This window comes from Planomicrobium stackebrandtii, from assembly GCF_030814955.1.
Classification (GTDB): domain Bacteria; phylum Bacillota; class Bacilli; order Bacillales_A; family Planococcaceae; genus Planococcus; species Planococcus stackebrandtii.
This window is the reverse complement of record NZ_JAUSWB010000008.1, coordinates 119946-135300: the sequence shown is the minus strand read 5'-3', so window position 1 is coordinate 135300 and position 15355 is coordinate 119946. Positions and strand designations below refer to the sequence as shown.

Sequence of the window (15355 nt, the reverse complement as noted above, 5' to 3'; positions counted from 1 at the left end):
AAGCGGCGGTTTTAACGTTTGCGTTTTATAGCTTTGTATTCGATATTTAATGCTTTGTAGAAAGATGCCATCATCAGCAGCATGATGATCGAGAACGGGAACGCCGCAATGATCAGCACGGTCTGCAATGTATCAAGCCCGCCAGTTGACAATAAGATAACAGCGATTGCCGATTGGGCAATCCCCCATGTCAATTTCACTGAATTTTGCGGATGCAACGAACCGCCTGTTGTCTGCATTCCAAGAACAAATGTCGCAGAATCGGCAGAAGTGACGAAGAACGTTGTAATCAGGAAAATCGCAATGACTGACAGCATAACCCCTAGAGGCAATTCAGCAAACACCGCGAACAATGTCTCTTCAGTCAACAATCCGGTTAAATCCACACCGCTGTTTTGTACGTCGATCGCCGTCGTACCGAAAGCAGCGAACCAAAGAAAGCTGATAAAGGTCGGAATCATCAGGACGCCTAATAGGAATTGGCGAATTGTCCGTCCTCTGGAAACACGTGCAATGAAAATACCAACGAATGGTGCCCAAGATATCCACCAAGCCCAATAGAAGATGGTCCATCCATCGATCCAGGCGCGGTTTTCACCATCAATAGGACCTGCACGGAAACTCATCTCAACCAGGTTCTGGAAGTACGTGCCGATTGTATCGGTGAACATGTTCATAATCAATAGGGTTGGTCCAAGGATAATAACCGCCAGAAGCAAGACTACTGCCAGCACCATATTGGTGTTGGACAGATACTTGATCCCTTTGCTCAATCCAGACCAAGCCGAAATCATGAACAGGACCGTTACAATGGCGATAATGACCAATTGAACGATGAAATTGTCTCCTGGTATGCCGTCAAATAAGAAAGCCAGGCCGCCATTGATTTGAATAGCGCCAAAACCTAAGGTAGTTGCGACACCGACAACTGTTGCAAAAACAGCGATAACGTCGACGAGCGTTCCCCATGGCCCTTTCATCTTGTCACCGAATAAAGGTTTCAAAGTTGCGGAAACCAATCCGGGTTCCCCTTTTCGGAACTGGGAATAAGCAAGTGCCAACGCTACTACAGCGTAAATAGCCCATGCATGAATTCCCCAGTGGAAAAAGCTGAAACGCATTGATTCACGCATTGCTTCTGCGCTTCCAGGTTCTGCAGTTGCCGGGTCAATCGCAAAATGCGACAACGGTTCTGCTGCTCCCCAGAACACCAGACCGATTCCCATTCCTGCTGAAAACAGCATGGCAATCCATGTCCCGAATGAAAACTCGGGCTTGTCTGTGTCTTTGCCTAATTTAATTTGCCCCATCGGACTGATAAGGAAAAATAGGCAGAATAAAACCATGATGGAAACTATTAATAAATAATACCATCCAAACGAAGTTGTCAGGAATGATTCTATATTCCCGGTAACTTCTGCAAAATTATCGGGTGCAAATGCGCCATAGCCAATGGCCAATAATACGAGTGCAAGAGCAATCCAAAAAACATTGGTTACTTTCTTCATATAGTACCCCTCCTTTTTCTTTTTGTTCCGCTTCAACGCCCAGCAAGACCCCCACTTTTTATAGCGGGAGCCCCCTGACCGTTAATGACCGAATTGATCAACTAAAAACCAGCGGCGAATGAAGAACCCCACTGAACTGAAGTTTCTCTTTATCACAAGTGTAAAGGATACGGAAAATTTCCTGTCCTGTCAAACCTGCTGTCCCTAAAAAACCTTGGGAAAATCCAAAAATAATTTTACTGAAAATTCTACATACTGATGCACTTATTGTTCGGACCAACCAATTCGTTTTCTTCTAGAAAACGAATTTTGCGACGAGACCGCTGCAGACAGACACTTCGCAGTCATACGGCTTAATTTTCTCTGGTTCAGCCTTTTTTTCGCTAAGCAGCATGGAATCACTGTATAAACTGTACAAGTCCGGTCTTCGGAACTTTTAAAATTAAATTTTATTTATCTATCAGTAACGGAAGAAATTAAAGATAATTGAACAGAACTGTTATATGCCCAAATATTAGGGTAGCTTAAAAATATACAGCAAACCAAAACTTACCCTTGGGCTTTTCATTTACCCCGTCAAACTTGTGAGGAGGCTGCCATGACATTGACTCATCGACGCGAAAAAACGATCCTGCTGATAAAGGTATTGTCTTACTTTTCTTTGTTCCTCTTGTTGTACTATATGATTTACAATTTAAAAATTTTTCCGGGAGTTCTTGATTACAGTGAAACGGAAACACGGTTTGCCCTGCAGATCGGTTATTTTAACCAAGAAAATTATCGGTTCAGCAAGGAGTTATGGGATACGGGCGACCAATTGCGGTTTGCCTTGCTGAAAAATGAAATCGATTTTATCCACAATATTCTGCAAGTCATTGTTTTTGCAGTTCCAGTTTGGCTGTTTTTGTTTTTGGAGCGTCACCATATTTCTTTTTTCTCGATCAGCCCTCGTTTGAAAACCTTGGTTTTTGCAGCACTTCCGCTCGCCGCGTTGCTTTGCCTTATCTACCTTTACATTATAAAGGTGGATGAAGTAACCCAACAAATTTATCGAATAGTTTAATTTGGACAGAAAAAAACCAGATCCGAGGGGGATCTGGTTTTTTCTATTTATAGATTGATTGTAACATCTGCATCTTCACGAAGCTCCGCGACCAAAGTTTGGACAGCTTCTCCTTCTTTTTGCACTCTAAGCTGTTCTTCAAGCTCAGGTTTTACTTCTTCGAACGCTGGAAGAGCTTCACCACCGGCCTCTTCTTGCTGAGCCTGTGCTTCATCATAAAATGTCTGAAGTTCTTCATCTGTTGGATTGATTTCGCCGGTCTCGCTTGCAACCAGTTGATCTACTTTAACTTGTGCTTCTACCTGCTCCATCACTTCATCTTCAGAGACACCCTGCTCTTCAAGTGCAGCCAAAAACTCCTCTGATGATTCAAGTCCGTTTTGCTGGGAAAGTTCTTCTAAAGTTGTGTTGATCTGTTCTTCTGATGCAGTAATTTCCTGGTTTTCAGTTTCTTGAACAAGCAATTCCTGGGCGACTAAGCTTTCCGCCACCTGCTCTTTTAACTGAGCCTGGTCAACTTCCTGTCCAGACATTTGTGACTGCATAGCCATCTGCTGGAATTGTCCCGTATAAGCCGATTCAAATTCCGCTTTCTCGATTGCTTCGCCATTTACTTCAGCGACTACATCCGGAATGCCTTCCAAATCAGGCTCCGGCATTTCCGGCTGTTCCGCCGTTTCGCCTTCCTCATCTGTTGCAACTTCCTCTTGCGGCGTCTCTTCACCAGTTGTTTCTTCTGCAGTATCATCTCCACAAGCAGCTAGTGCTAACATGGATCCTCCAAGCGCTATTGTCAAAAACCATTTTTTAATCATGGGTAGTCTCCCTTCAAACATAATGTCCGTTATTGTAGCATACTCAATCCAACTGTAAAAACATAAACCATTGGCGGACATCGTAAAGGGACAAAAATACTATGGTTTCTTCGCTGTATATCAACGTTTCATCCATTTAAATTTGCTAAAAAACACATCGGCACTATTTTGTTGATTTAAGTAAAAACTATAGTATCCAAAGAAAATCTGGAATTTCTTGAACAGTAGCATAGAATAAACTAGGCACTTGGCAGCCAGCAAACTACTGCATTTTGCTGCGCTCACATTAGACTGCCGATTCTCCACTGCGATCCATTTCCAGCAAGCAGCCTGTGGACGAAATGATCAGCATATAGTGAATAGCTCCACTGTCAATTTTAGGGAAGTTTTATCACATTCTGAAAACAAGTTTTGCTTTTCCATACTTCCGGCAAATGGTGGATTTCATCATTTATTCTTATCCATTGCCCTTAACACCTTTCGAACACCCAGTTAATACTTTTTCACCATAGTAATAAACTCGGCCGCAGCATTACTGAATCGCTTATCTAAAGTGAAACCCAGTTTTTCATAAAGACGAATGGCCCTTTTGTTGAATGCAGCAACAGTCAGCCGAACCGGCAGCTGATGATGAGTTTCTTCTATAGAATGGAGGATGAATAGACCAAATTCCTCGCCATTCCCTTTGCCGACAAGCGCTGGATTCATCCCCAATCCCACATCAATACACTGCTCTTTATAAACTTCATACCGGTTTCCGGACGGCACTTGGGCACTTTCTCCGGTGCAGAAAAAGCCGACAGTTTCTTCCTTTTCGTTCAAAACTGTGAAATATGCTTTATTGAGTAACTCTGCCAACTCCGAGTCACAGGACTCATTATTATAGAAATCATAGGGAGGTTCGTATTGCCAACTCAAGATTTCTTGCGCTGTCTCTTTATTCATTTCCGCTTTTAGCAGCTTCATGTCCGACGCTCCCCGTCTTTAGTTCCATTAACCAGCCCGCTCCGCACTTCACTTTTTTCGCTTTAACAAATCCGCATTTTTCATAGCACCGGATGGCTCTGGCATTGGAAATATCCGGATCTAAAACGATGATATCTGCTCCAGTCTGTTGGTATAAATTCGTGAGAAATTTGGTAATCATAAGCGTACCTAAACCTTGGTTATGGTATTGTTCAGCACCGAGAAACTGATCGATGCCGTAAACATGCAGGGTGTCTTGATACCCAAACTCTTTTTGTGCTTCTCTAGTTATTCGATAGTATTGAATAAAACCTATAGGTTCCTTTTCCAGTTCTACTATGTATGGATAGATTGGAACATCCCCGGTTATTCTCGGCCCGTATTTGCGTTGAACTTGTTCCAGTGTAAAGGGAGCGTTAACATCCCCAAAGAATTCCAAAACTGCTGGCGTGCTTAACCACCGAGCCATAATTTTATAGTCGTTGTGGGACATTTTTCGGATTGTTACATTATCAGTAGGTATCGGGTTCATCTCCCCTGCTTGAGCAATTGATCTGTAATGGCATCAATTGATAACGCCCCATCTATTTCTACATCAGAATTCGGCTTTATCGTATGGAGCATTTCCAGATAAGCACGTCTTCCTTTGTGCGCATAATGCTCCAGTTGAAGCAGGATTTCAGCAGCGGAACTTTCTGCAAAGTCTCTTTTCATTCGGCGCGCTAATGCAAGGTCTAACGGCGTATCAATAAATACAGCTAGATCGATGAAGCTACTTATCTGGTCATGCTGATAGGCAAATGGAAAATCCATAATAATGTAATCGAGAGGTTCTTCCAGCAAGCTTTTGAGATCTTTGAGAAGTGGTGTTAAATTCCATTCACTGGAATTAGCGCCATCGTCGACCCATTTCAAAATATCATCTGGCCCTTCAAAATCATAATCATCAAAATAAAGAGCTTTGGAATTTCCAAATTGCTGCGTTAGCCGGTTAACAATCGTCGTTTTCCCTCCTCCCGATACACTCGCTATTGAAATGACAAAAGGCAAACTTTTTTTCATTGGATCACTCCTGTTTGTGATTTTAATGGTCAGTTTTTCAAGACATATGAACATTGAAACTATTATTTTATTTCGTTTACAATACACTTGGTCAATCAGCCATACTGATTTCTAACAAAATTTTAGTCAGTAATTTAACTCCGTACACATGCTTTTTTTATGAAAAATTAATAGTTCTAATAGTGGTGCCGTAATGCTATCAAACTTTTTTTGATCATCTATTGAAATCCACGCAACATCAATAATGTCTCTGTTCGCCATAAGACTAGAATCCAAGTTGATATTGCCGCCTGTGATCTCTGCAACGAAAGTATATTTATCGTCTTTACTAAAAAGCAATTTTTTAACAACAACATCGTATCCTGTTTCTTCTTTTACTTCTCTAATACAAGCTTCTTCAGGAGTTTCCCCCTCTTCTATCCCGCCGCCAGGAAAGTTTTATACAATATCTCCTCTTTGTACATATTGCCGGACCATTAAAATTTTATTTTCTTGCAACACCAGTGCCTGTGAAATCATATGCTCAACTCCATTAAAAATTTCGGGTTAGATATTTTGGCTGATTGTTTTTAGGGGTACTATTGTTAGCTACTTTGAAATTCAATTTTTCTATAGTCGTTTGAAAAATACCCATGAACGAAACTATAAAAACAAACAAAAAACCCATTATCAAATGATTGATAAATAAGCATTATTTAGCCCATTGCCACTTTACATATCGCCATCAAACAAAAGAGATTTTAAGAAGTTGCTGCAAATCACTATCCATAGTGAAAACAGAACTTTGATTCACTACTTTATTGAACAGTACTTTTAGTTTTTCAGAAGACTTCTTTAAACTACCAATACTATTTTTTTCGGGATATGTTGTTAAGTATTCATTTTTAAAGGCTGTATCTAGCGTATCATAAGCTTTAAACTGGTGTAGCTTCTTCTTTTCGTTCATCACTTGAAGATGCAGAGTATAGGTACGCATTGTCTCAAGCATGTTAAGTGCGTAGATTATGTTATTTCTCCTAAGGGCTTTGTCTAAACTCATAGCACAGTAAACAAACTCAAATTGTACATCAAATCCAACTTCATACTTTACTGGTACTTTTTCGAGTTCCTCTTGTTCAATATTCATTTTTTCAGATACTAGTCCCGTTTTATCAACAATTACTTTCCATAAAGGCGACTTCACTGATAATAATTCTTTAGGGACAATGGAGACATTAAACTCCAACTGATTTTCCAGAAATATAATAAGAAGAAAGATTTCTTTACTGAATTGTTTTTCTTTTATATAGACCGGATTAAACTCCTCAAATAACTGATGAACAGTATTTTTAACCATTACTGCATCCTCTACCCTCGGTGTAGCAACCATCAAATCTATATCAGAAAATTCATCACTAAATCCAACTACTCCAGAGCCTATCTGGACGACACCTTCCACTAGACTTAAAGATTCCAATTTAACTATGGTATTATCAAAAAAAATTCTTCTTTCTTCTGAAGTATACATACTTCACCCTCCACGACAATTGAATATTTAAATTCTTTTTTCCAAATTCTCACAAAAAATCAAGACTCACTTCTGTGGTTATTCGTTGCATAAAACCTATAAATCCCCACCAGATTACGCTCGACTCCTTTGCTGCCTTTCCACTCTTTGTACTTCTGAGGCAGTACAAAGGAAGAAACAAAATCTTCTATAGAAATATTTGTTTCATGCGCGCATTTTGCGGCGTTTGTTAACATAGATATGTATTGAATCATGGTGTCGATTTTTTTGGTGTCTCCAACTTCTCCATGCCCAGGCATGAGTATGTGAATATCCATTTTCTTAGTCTCCTGCAATGTGCTTAAAAACTCTTCTGGCTGTATAATTGGCAGATGCAATTTTTCGGTTACTATATCCCCCATAAAGGCCGCTTTTTCTTGCGGAACATATAAAAATGTATCACTCGGCGAATGCCCTCCCCCTAGGCAGTACAACTCTACATGCCGCTCCGATCCGTAAATGACTAACTTTTTTTCAAAAGTAAGATTAGGAATTACAAGTTGTAAAGTGGGCAGTTCAGCTAACAACTTCTCCATTTCCGCCAATTGATTGGTTAAGCTTTGCTTAATTACTTCTTTTTCCTCTGCTAAAATCTGTAACTTTAAATTTTCTAGAAATTGTTGAAATTCCTTAAGTTCGGTATCGACATCCATTATTGCGTTCTTTTCTCTGATCCAGTTTTTAGTTAACTCCGTAGAAATAATAATCTCTTCTTTAAAAACTTGATTTCCAAAAATATGATCGCTATGGTAATGGCTATTGACAAGATATTTCACTTTTTTTCCAGTAAGTCCTTCAGCTTGCTTCCTGAGTTCTTGAGCTGCAGATGGAGTATTGAACGAATCAAATATAAGCAACTCAGTTCCTAAATCAACAAATCCTGCGTTGCTCAAGGCGCCGGTACCCGCTTTTGCGATTGCTGCAAATACTCCATTAGCTATCTTGTTCAAATTAAAATATTCAGTATGGACTAAGGTTTCCATTTTCATAAGTACCCCCATTATGCAGCTTTTAAAATTTCCATTCATCAAATTGATTTTTTTAAAAACTTAGAATTCCATCTTCAATTAGTTTAAAAGAAAATTATTCCTTTTAATTACTATATCGAACTACTATATTTAAATCCAATTAATTTCCAGAATATTATAGTATAATGAAAATACTTGATTGTTTATAACAATCGAAAGCTTGAAAGTGAATTGTTCCCCTTGATGAAGCAATATTATTCAAACAGAGAAGGCAAATGGAAGAAAAAAGAATTAATCGAGTCTGAAGATTTATGAGGACAATAATAATTGAAACTTTTAAAGGAGATATTTGCGGCAATGATTAAAGGATTATATGAGGCACATTTGCCCGTCAGCGACTTAGACCGTTCCATTCAATTTTATGAAGGTCTCGGATTGGAGTTCGATCATTGTATCGAAGGACGCGTAGCATTCCTATGGATTGAAAAAGAAAAAAGCTGGTTGGGTTTATGGCAAACGGAAAAAGTCGAACTGGACTATCATCCTTCTATTCGGCACATCGCTTTTCAAGTGGAATTGGAGGACTTAAAGATTTCAATCGCCTGGCTCAAAGATAAAGGAATTTCAGCAAGAAAGGCTTTTGGTTTTGAACCGACTGAGCCTTTTGTGATGCCAAATGATGGATATGGACATGCAAAAGTACATTTTGATGATCCTGATGGAAACAGTCTGGAGTTTATTTGTAAAGTGGAAAAGAACAATCCTGACTTGAATGAAAATATGTACTGGAGTGATTGGGAAAAGTTTAACCAATCTTCTTAGAAGAGTTCTTGAGACTTATATATGGAGGCAGGGAAAAGAATGCTAAACATTGGAAGTTCAATACGAGAAAGGAACGTAAGTTATTATGAATATGGGGATGTAAAGAATCCGACCATTGTTTGCCTGCATGGGCTTGCCGGGAATAGTTTCTATAGTTTTGGTGAACTGGTTCCTTATTTAAAAGAGAAATTCCATATAATTATTATAGACAGCCCAGGTCACGGAAAGACTCCCCCATTTGCACAAGAAGAGCAATATTTGTTTTCGAATTTGGCTGCATGGCTTCATTATGTAATAGGAGAAATTGTTACAGGGTCTTTTTATATTTTGGGGCATTCCTGGGGAGCAGATGCTGCTCTGCATTTCACCCGCTTTTATCCCGACAAGGTGTTGGGACTTATTCTGCTTGATGGCGGCTTTACTTTTCCACAAAACCAACCTGAAATGACGTTTGATTATGCCTACTCCGGCTGGAATAATTATATGGAGCAATCGGTATTTACAGAGGAGACAGAAATTCCCAGAGAGTATCAGACTTATACAAACCAATGGAATTCCACTAAAGAACAGTATGCGGCTTCTCTCTTCCATCAACGGCAAGACGGAAAATTTGAATTAGTGGCATCAAAATTTACTGTATTAGCTATTATAAAAGCTTTCTTTAAAGAACCTTTCGCTGAAACCTATCCCTTCATCAAGGTGCCGACACTTCTGATTTATGCTGAACAACCAAAAAGCTTAGAAACAGCAAGAACTAAAGGCATTCTACAGCTACGAGAAACCATTAAAGATATAACAGCAATAGCCATTCCTGATTCTTTCCATATGCTTCAATGGGATAAGCCTGAACAGACTGCCTCTCTCGTTATAAATTGGGTAAATGAAAAAATGTAATTTAAAAATGTTAAAATAACCAGTTTATTTTATCAAACAAAGTTCACTTACCTGCTTCATTATGAATCCTTCTATTTCTAAAAAAACTATGTAGCGCCATTGCGAACAGGGCTACTGCTAATAAGGTAAAGCCTACTCCACTTCCTGTTTCCTGATCCACATAACTCTGATAAGCGTATAATATCATTGTGATAGAAGAAATTAACAAAAGGCAGATGATCAGTGGATGAATTTTAACTTTCCCAATAAAACTTACTCCTCCCTTGATACTATAAAATCACATGATTATAGATGGTTCTAGAATTAAAATGCTTTTTCTTTCGGAGAACTGGCTGTCTTGTACATTATCATCGCACTAAAGTAAAAAATAGGTGCAGCAAATTTTATATCGATAACTTCTAAATTCGTATCATCAAGAAATTCATTTATTTTCCGGTCTATACTTTTTTCGCTGTATCCATAGAAAGTTTTAACTCTCACTCAAAACATCCCCTTTTGATTTTTTATACTAACTATACGGTTGTGGACTTTTTAGGTTTCATCTTTATTAATTGGCTGTATCGGCTTGGCTTTTTAGATAAGCTTTAGACACCATTCTTTAAGCAAATGTTTCAATCATGGAAACAGAATGAAAGTCAGTTAAAGAAACCGGAATCCGCTTACTAATCCTTCATCCTTTCCATGGGCATAAGTTACTTTACGTTTTCTACATTTGCTGTATTCCATTTATAGCTTAAAATTACTTATGTATTAACCTAATTATAAATTTAGGTCATTTGTCTTTTTATTTCTTTTTTCTCAAATAAGTCAATCTTTACTCTTCCATCTAAAGGGAAAATCCATTATAGTATTCTTATTATGGAAAACAGTAGCGTTTCCATCTTCAAATTAAACCATACTAAAAAAACACTTTGACTAAGGACTTTATATGAAATAAAACTAAATCTGATTTAGGGTAATCTGTTGCAGACAGTAGCGCTGCTAACAAAGCCGAAAAGCATCTATAAAGATGCTTTTCGGCTTTTTTCTGTTCTTAAACTTAGTTGAAGAGAAGGAGTGCATACGAATGACTTACTTTGTTGACCACTTAAAAAAACTGATTCATCGCCGGCATTTTACAGGGGATGCCTGCGAATTCATGTCTACACCCGTCGATGAAAGAGAATTTACGGATTCACACACATATATTCATCAATTAAAAGAGCACAATGCTTACAGTCCATGCCCCAACTGTCGATCCTTTCAGCGTTTAACAGAACAAGTTAAATTGCAAGATTGACATTACTCGATAATAAAAAACTAAAATGAGAACCGCTCACCTACTGTTAAAAAACTATGACAGCAGGTTGGCGGTTCTTCATCACTAGAACTTCTAAAGTAGGAACCATTCACTCACACAGCAGTAGAACTGCATACTATTATATTAACGATTTCCTCGATAATATATAGGAAGCTTTGAACAAGTCATCCTCCAGTTTAGTTAAGGAGAATTCCTCACTTCTTCGCTTATGTCCCTTTAGGTTCTAGGAAAAACACGATATAGCCTATATCAGCTTCAAAATTCCAATCCAGAAAAGTTTCACTGATGCGCCGGTTCAATACCGCCTCTAATTGAACCTCACCCAGCATTCGATGCTCCAGCGGACGTTTGCATAATTTCAGCTCTTCTTCATAGCCGTTTTTAATCAATTCCTTTTCAATCTGTACTAAAATCTCAGAACGGCGGACTAATAGGACCCTATCGCTTAGCCAATACGTCTCTACACGGCCAGGCACTTTTTCCGCCTTACGGCTTGCCTCTTCCATCTCTTTCTTAAATTTCTGTTCCATCTTGTCATCTGTCCATTTTCCGACTTCTCGATCCTCTTCCATGACACCGACGATCATGCCAGTCTCTTTTAACAGGTCCCAATCGGCATATAGCTCTTTAACTTCAAGCGCAGCCACGTCCTTCATCCCTTGGATGATTTCTTGCTTCAAGTCGACCATCATCAAATCCCTGTTTTCCAATACACGTTTCAATTCATTTTGCTTCACCAGAAGCCGCTCTGTCGGTGCAAGGAGACCACGGAAATGGATGGTGACAAAAGAACGGTTGATGGTGACATAGACCGATGTGGGCCCTTTTCCGAAATGTTTGCGAAATATGCCGGAGACATAGCCTCCGATTTCAGCTTGGGGCGTTTTTTCCTTTGTCATCAAATCATCTCCTTTTTTTGAATAAATGCTTATTGGCACGAACTCGATTATACAGGAAGAAATGTATCCTGCATCGCCTAATTTAGTTTTGCTTCCATAATCAAGACCATATAAGCTTTGTCCTCTTCAAAATTCCAATCGACAAATATGTCGCTTATTTCATGTTTTACTACAGGCTCCAGCTTTAAGAAGTCCAACACGCGATGTTCGAGTGGCCGTTTAGCCAACCTCAATTCTTCAACTACCCCATTTTTAATCAGTTCTTTTTCAATTTCAACCATGAGCCCCCTCCGCTCAATCAATAGCACGGTGTCATCCAACCAATAACTTTCGATGGTTTCAGGTGCTTTTTGTGCTATTTTACTGATCCTGATGACTATCTCATGTATAGCTTCTTTGCTTACGTCATTGGGATAAATCAAAGATGCTGGATCTACTTCTGTATCCAACACCACTATCAGCAGGCCGCTCTCCTTTTCAAAGTTCCAGTCTGCGTAGATTTCCTTCACGCCACATCCTGTGATCGCAGCCAACTCCTGAAACATTTCTGGTTTGACTCCGTTAAGCAAAAGATCTCTTGTCTGGCCAACCCGCTTGAGTTCCTTTCTTTTTATGAGATTCTTTTCACCCGGAAGTAAAAAACCCATAAGATGTATCGCAATAAAAGGATTTCGGATGGCTGCATCCACGGAAAGAGGGGTTTCGCCAAACTGGCGCTGTAAAAAAGAAGAGATAAAATCTTCAATTTCCATTTGGACTGTTTTATCGTTGGTCATAGTTCAAGCTCCCTTTAGGCGTTTTTTTAATGGTGTGGTCACGGCTGCCGACCCATAAGCAGCTGCCCTCCTAACTAAAATCAACCTTACTTTGGCTTTCAAATTCAGCAAAACAATACGGTTGTATAGGTTGATTACCCTGACAGTCCTGGAATGAACCTCTTAATTACGGAAGTGGCGTCTATTCCAAATCAAAGATTGATTATTATACGCTGATTCCATTTTTGTTCGAGTAGTTAGAAACTAATCGATGAAGAAGTATTAGCTGACATGTGCAAAACTAGATGTCATACGTATCTATCATATACTATGGATTAAAGTTATTTGATATTGTATGTAGTTTCATAACAACCAAAAAACGCCAAAACCAGTAAAGGTTTTGACGTTTTTTATCTCACTATAGAGTCGAACCCGCGTCCAGAAAATCCGCTACTTGAGCGTCTACGCATGTAGCTTACTTAGGAAAGTTACATGCCTCAATCACTGAGACTTACAGCCGCAAAGGTTTTAGGCATTTCCATACTTATTTATTTGACTGTTTTACTTACCATGTAGCATAGCCTATTAACGGTCTTAGTCCAAAGCTCTTTTAATTTTTTGTATATATCAACTGATTTCAAAATAAAAAAAGAACCGTCAGTTTCTAGACAAAATTAAGCGTCAATAACCCTTTGTCCTCGATTGAAAAAAAGTGTTTCGAATAAGAAAAACATAGGGAGATTTTAGTCTTCCTATGTTTTCGTTCATATTATTTATCTGTTTGTTTTTGCTTCTTTTTCAAATACTCAGCACGTATTTTTTCAAGTTGTTGCTTTTTATCAAATTTGGCAGGCTTGTGTTTTTCATGATACTTTGTCACAGCTACCTGACCTTTGCTATCCAATCCAAATTTCCCCACTTTTTTCACCTACTTTTTTTGTCACTAAAGAGAATCTATTCACCAAATATAATATACCTTATTTTACTGAAGTAAACCTTATTAGATTCTTGCTAACCTTACATATATCGTTAAAAACTTATATATGCTGAACTAAAGAATCTGGCGTTTACAAAACGCTTCGGACGCTTTGGGCATAGCTCCCGCAAGAAGCCAGGCAAAGAGCGCCAGTCTTCTTGCTTCGCCTAGCCCCTGGGCGCGCCGGCGTTTAAGAGATGTGGTGAATTCGAAGTGAGCCTCTGTTTTCTCACTGTAATCATAAAGGATATGGAGCAAATCAGCGGAGACTCCCAAAGGAAAAGCGCAGCGATGCAACGACATACAAGAAATCCACTCGGGCCAAAAGCCCGAGTTAGTCCGGCGCAAGCCCTTGGCAGCTGGCACCGCGACGTCCTGTTGTGTCAGCTGCATGACCCGCATCCTGCGGGCCCAAAAGCGGAGCTGATTTGTGGCATATCAACAGGCGAAGATCATTAGTTCAACTTATATAGTAAAATAATTCATCGTCAATTGGTATTCCTTATGCTTATCTATAAATTCTTGGATTTGCTAATAAATTTTTAAATTATCAACTAACTCGTTACTTTTAACCAAAACAAAAAGCCCCCCCTTATAGTCACTAGTCATAAACAACTAAAAGAGGAAATAGTAATGCCGGTTCTTTCATTTTTATTCTACTTTGTAAAAAAATCAATTTCTTCTGACGGAATGGAAAAAATACCGTGTTTTCTACCCATACAAAAACCTCCTAATTCAAATAAATTAGAAGGTCATTTGAAGCAAATTCGTAAGGGCATTTATTAGGGAGTTTTCACCTTAGTTTAACTCCCTATTAATATCCCTAACTTCTTAAAACTTAATACCACTGCATTTAGCAGCAATCTCACTATGGAGACGGCGGGAGTCGAACCCGCGTCCAGAAACTCCGCTACTTGAGCGTCTACGCGTGTAGCTTATTCATTGGGGTTCATGCACCATTCTGCCAATAAGCAGGCGTCCTGGGCACTAATCTGTGAATCTCTCCCGTTTGCCTCAGATGGCAGCAAACGTTGTATCCCACTAAAGTTGAGCTTTACCCAGCCACATGGGCGATGGATAGATAAAGCAGATCCGAGCTTACGCTGCGAATGCTAGGTTTTGGTTTGTTTTGCCAGTTGTTATAAATACGTTGATGACGGAGCCGATCCTCCGACGCGCGACCCAAGCCCAGATCATCCCTGTCGAATCCGTAACGTCCCCTTATTAAAAAGAGACACGGAAGATGAATAAACAGCTTCATGTGCTATATCCCTATTATAAGACAACATTGGTCAGACTTCAAGCTCTAGCGGTTGTATTCTTTTATGGCACGGTCAATTTGCCGTTTCGCGTCTTTTTTCTTCAAGTCTTCCCGCTTGTCGTAGTTTTTCTTCCCTTTACCGACACCGAGCAGAATTTTGGCAAAGCCGTCTTTCAAATACATTTTCAGCGGTATGATCGCAGAACCCTGCACTTTTGAATGCTCCTGCAAGTCCGTAATCTGCTTTTTGTGCAGCAGCAATTTCCGCGACCGGGTTGGGTCATGGTTAAACTGATTGCCCTGGTCATAAGGGCTGATGTGCATATTTGAAATCCAGGCTTCGCCGTTGCGGATCCGTACAAACGATTCCTTCAACTGGACCTTGCCGTTTCGTGCCGATTTGATTTCTGTACCCTGCAAGACAATTCCTGCTTCGATCGTTTCTTCAATGAAAAAATCGAAACCGGCTTTCTTGTTTTGGGCAATTACTTTGCCTTCTCCTTTGGCCATGTGGTTTCAC

The 15355-nt window shown here is 39.4% G+C and carries 16 protein-coding genes, 1 other RNA gene and 1 pseudogene; 4 read left to right on the top strand and 14 right to left on the bottom strand.

Annotation, left to right across the window (positions count from 1 at the left end):
• Positions 1-11: 11 nt before the first annotated feature.
• Positions 12-1508 carry a glycine betaine uptake BCCT transporter gene (locus QOZ98_RS15625; RefSeq protein WP_308788287.1) on the bottom strand — a complete coding sequence of 499 codons (1497 nt, stop codon included), beginning with the start codon at positions 1506-1508 and terminating at the stop codon, positions 12-14.
• Positions 1509-2106: 598 nt separating this feature from the next.
• Here QOZ98_RS15625 and QOZ98_RS15620 point away from each other — a divergent pair.
• Complete coding sequence (locus QOZ98_RS15620; RefSeq protein WP_308788286.1) at positions 2107-2571, top strand: hypothetical protein; 465 nt, start codon at positions 2107-2109, stop codon at positions 2569-2571.
• Between the two features lie 47 nt (positions 2572-2618).
• Here the strand turns inward: QOZ98_RS15620 and QOZ98_RS15615 are convergent, their stop codons facing one another.
• From QOZ98_RS15615 to QOZ98_RS15585, 7 genes and pseudogenes are all read right to left on the bottom strand, one after another.
• On the bottom strand, positions 2619-3386 hold the full coding sequence (locus tag QOZ98_RS15615) for a SurA N-terminal domain-containing protein (protein ID WP_308788285.1): 768 nt from the start codon (positions 3384-3386) through the stop codon (positions 2619-2621).
• 492 nt (positions 3387-3878) lie between these two features.
• Entirely contained in the window at positions 3879-4352 is a 474-nt protein-coding gene (locus QOZ98_RS15610) for a GNAT family N-acetyltransferase (protein ID WP_308788284.1), read from the bottom strand.
• Positions 4324-4884 carry a GNAT family N-acetyltransferase gene (locus QOZ98_RS15605; RefSeq protein WP_308788283.1) on the bottom strand — a complete coding sequence of 187 codons (561 nt, stop codon included), beginning with the start codon at positions 4882-4884 and terminating at the stop codon, positions 4324-4326. Before QOZ98_RS15605 ends, QOZ98_RS15610 begins: the two co-directional genes overlap by 29 nt.
• On the bottom strand, positions 4881-5414 hold the full coding sequence (locus tag QOZ98_RS15600; protein ID WP_308788282.1) for a nucleoside/nucleotide kinase family protein: 534 nt from the start codon (positions 5412-5414) through the stop codon (positions 4881-4883). The genes QOZ98_RS15605 and QOZ98_RS15600 overlap by 4 nt, the downstream gene beginning before the upstream one ends.
• Before the next feature lie 126 nt (positions 5415-5540).
• Positions 5541-5837: pseudogene (locus tag QOZ98_RS15595) on the bottom strand (NUDIX hydrolase); the annotation flags it as partial.
• Positions 5838-6138: 301 nt separating this feature from the next.
• Positions 6139-6921 carry an aminoglycoside 6-adenylyltransferase gene (locus QOZ98_RS15590; RefSeq protein ID WP_308788281.1) on the bottom strand — a complete coding sequence of 261 codons (783 nt, stop codon included), beginning with the start codon at positions 6919-6921 and terminating at the stop codon, positions 6139-6141.
• Between the two features lie 59 nt (positions 6922-6980).
• A complete protein-coding gene (locus QOZ98_RS15585; RefSeq protein WP_308788280.1) occupies positions 6981-7949 on the bottom strand; it encodes an MBL fold metallo-hydrolase in 969 nt (322 codons plus the stop codon).
• A 336-nt stretch (positions 7950-8285) separates the two neighbouring features.
• Here QOZ98_RS15585 and QOZ98_RS15580 point away from each other — a divergent pair, with 336 nt between their 5' ends.
• Positions 8286-8750, top strand: a complete 465-nt coding sequence (locus QOZ98_RS15580) for a VOC family protein (protein ID WP_308788279.1) — start codon at positions 8286-8288, stop codon at positions 8748-8750.
• Between the two features lie 39 nt (positions 8751-8789).
• Complete coding sequence (locus QOZ98_RS15575; RefSeq protein WP_308788278.1) at positions 8790-9644, top strand: alpha/beta fold hydrolase; 855 nt, start codon at positions 8790-8792, stop codon at positions 9642-9644.
• Positions 9645-9947: 303 nt separating this feature from the next.
• Here QOZ98_RS15575 and QOZ98_RS15570 read toward each other — a convergent pair whose 3' ends face one another.
• The 4 genes from QOZ98_RS15570 to QOZ98_RS15555 all read right to left on the bottom strand — a co-directional run bounded on the left by QOZ98_RS15570 (position 9948) and on the right by QOZ98_RS15555 (position 13517).
• The gene (locus tag QOZ98_RS15570; protein ID WP_308788277.1) at positions 9948-10124 is read right to left on the bottom strand and encodes a hypothetical protein; all 177 of its coding nucleotides are present in this window, start codon (positions 10122-10124) and stop codon (positions 9948-9950) included.
• Between the two features lie 1026 nt (positions 10125-11150).
• Positions 11151-11843, bottom strand: a complete 693-nt coding sequence (locus tag QOZ98_RS15565; RefSeq protein ID WP_308788276.1) for a Na-translocating system protein MpsC family protein — start codon at positions 11841-11843, stop codon at positions 11151-11153.
• A 77-nt stretch (positions 11844-11920) separates the two neighbouring features.
• Positions 11921-12619: a Na-translocating system protein MpsC family protein gene (locus QOZ98_RS15560; RefSeq protein ID WP_308788275.1), complete on the bottom strand. Its 699-nt coding sequence runs from the start codon at positions 12617-12619 to the stop codon at positions 11921-11923.
• A 748-nt stretch (positions 12620-13367) separates the two neighbouring features.
• Complete coding sequence (locus QOZ98_RS15555) at positions 13368-13517, bottom strand: hypothetical protein (protein ID WP_038703351.1); 150 nt, start codon at positions 13515-13517, stop codon at positions 13368-13370.
• Between the two features lie 348 nt (positions 13518-13865).
• Here QOZ98_RS15555 and QOZ98_RS15550 point away from each other — a divergent pair, with 348 nt between their 5' ends.
• Positions 13866-14033, top strand: coding sequence for a hypothetical protein (locus QOZ98_RS15550; RefSeq protein ID WP_308788274.1), 168 nt, complete (start codon positions 13866-13868; stop codon positions 14031-14033).
• 409 nt (positions 14034-14442) lie between these two features.
• Here QOZ98_RS15550 and ssrA read toward each other — a convergent pair.
• Together ssrA and smpB are read right to left on the bottom strand one after the other, a co-directional pair.
• Positions 14443-14795, bottom strand: a transfer-messenger RNA (tmRNA) gene (gene ssrA / locus QOZ98_RS15545).
• 85 nt (positions 14796-14880) lie between these two features.
• Entirely contained in the window at positions 14881-15345 is a 465-nt protein-coding gene (gene smpB / locus QOZ98_RS15540) for an SsrA-binding protein SmpB (protein ID WP_308788273.1), read from the bottom strand.
• Positions 15346-15355: the final 10 nt, after the last annotated feature.

What these genes read in the sequence shown, in the direction of transcription:
- QOZ98_RS15615 (WP_308788285.1), bottom strand. Translation starts at nt 3,386, where the DNA reads ATGATTAAAAAATGGTTTTTGACAATAGCGCTTGGAGGATCCATGTTA.
- QOZ98_RS15620 (WP_308788286.1), top strand. Translation starts at nt 2,107, where the DNA reads ATGACATTGACTCATCGACGCGAAAAAACGATCCTGCTGATAAAGGTA.
- smpB (WP_308788273.1), bottom strand. Translation starts at nt 15,345, where the DNA reads ATGGCCAAAGGAGAAGGCAAAGTAATTGCCCAAAACAAGAAAGCCGGT.
- QOZ98_RS15575 (WP_308788278.1), top strand. Translation starts at nt 8,790, where the DNA reads ATGCTAAACATTGGAAGTTCAATACGAGAAAGGAACGTAAGTTATTAT.
- QOZ98_RS15565 (WP_308788276.1), bottom strand. Translation starts at nt 11,843, where the DNA reads ATGACAAAGGAAAAAACGCCCCAAGCTGAAATCGGAGGCTATGTCTCC.
- QOZ98_RS15580 (WP_308788279.1), top strand. Translation starts at nt 8,286, where the DNA reads ATGATTAAAGGATTATATGAGGCACATTTGCCCGTCAGCGACTTAGAC.
- QOZ98_RS15590 (WP_308788281.1), bottom strand. Translation starts at nt 6,921, where the DNA reads ATGTATACTTCAGAAGAAAGAAGAATTTTTTTTGATAATACCATAGTT.
- QOZ98_RS15610 (WP_308788284.1), bottom strand. Translation starts at nt 4,352, where the DNA reads ATGAAGCTGCTAAAAGCGGAAATGAATAAAGAGACAGCGCAAGAAATC.
- QOZ98_RS15550 (WP_308788274.1), top strand. Translation starts at nt 13,866, where the DNA reads ATGCAACGACATACAAGAAATCCACTCGGGCCAAAAGCCCGAGTTAGT.
- QOZ98_RS15600 (WP_308788282.1), bottom strand. Translation starts at nt 5,414, where the DNA reads ATGAAAAAAAGTTTGCCTTTTGTCATTTCAATAGCGAGTGTATCGGGA.
- QOZ98_RS15560 (WP_308788275.1), bottom strand. Translation starts at nt 12,619, where the DNA reads ATGACCAACGATAAAACAGTCCAAATGGAAATTGAAGATTTTATCTCT.
- QOZ98_RS15605 (WP_308788283.1), bottom strand. Translation starts at nt 4,884, where the DNA reads ATGAACCCGATACCTACTGATAATGTAACAATCCGAAAAATGTCCCAC.
- QOZ98_RS15585 (WP_308788280.1), bottom strand. Translation starts at nt 7,949, where the DNA reads ATGAAAATGGAAACCTTAGTCCATACTGAATATTTTAATTTGAACAAG.
- QOZ98_RS15625 (WP_308788287.1), bottom strand. Translation starts at nt 1,508, where the DNA reads ATGAAGAAAGTAACCAATGTTTTTTGGATTGCTCTTGCACTCGTATTA.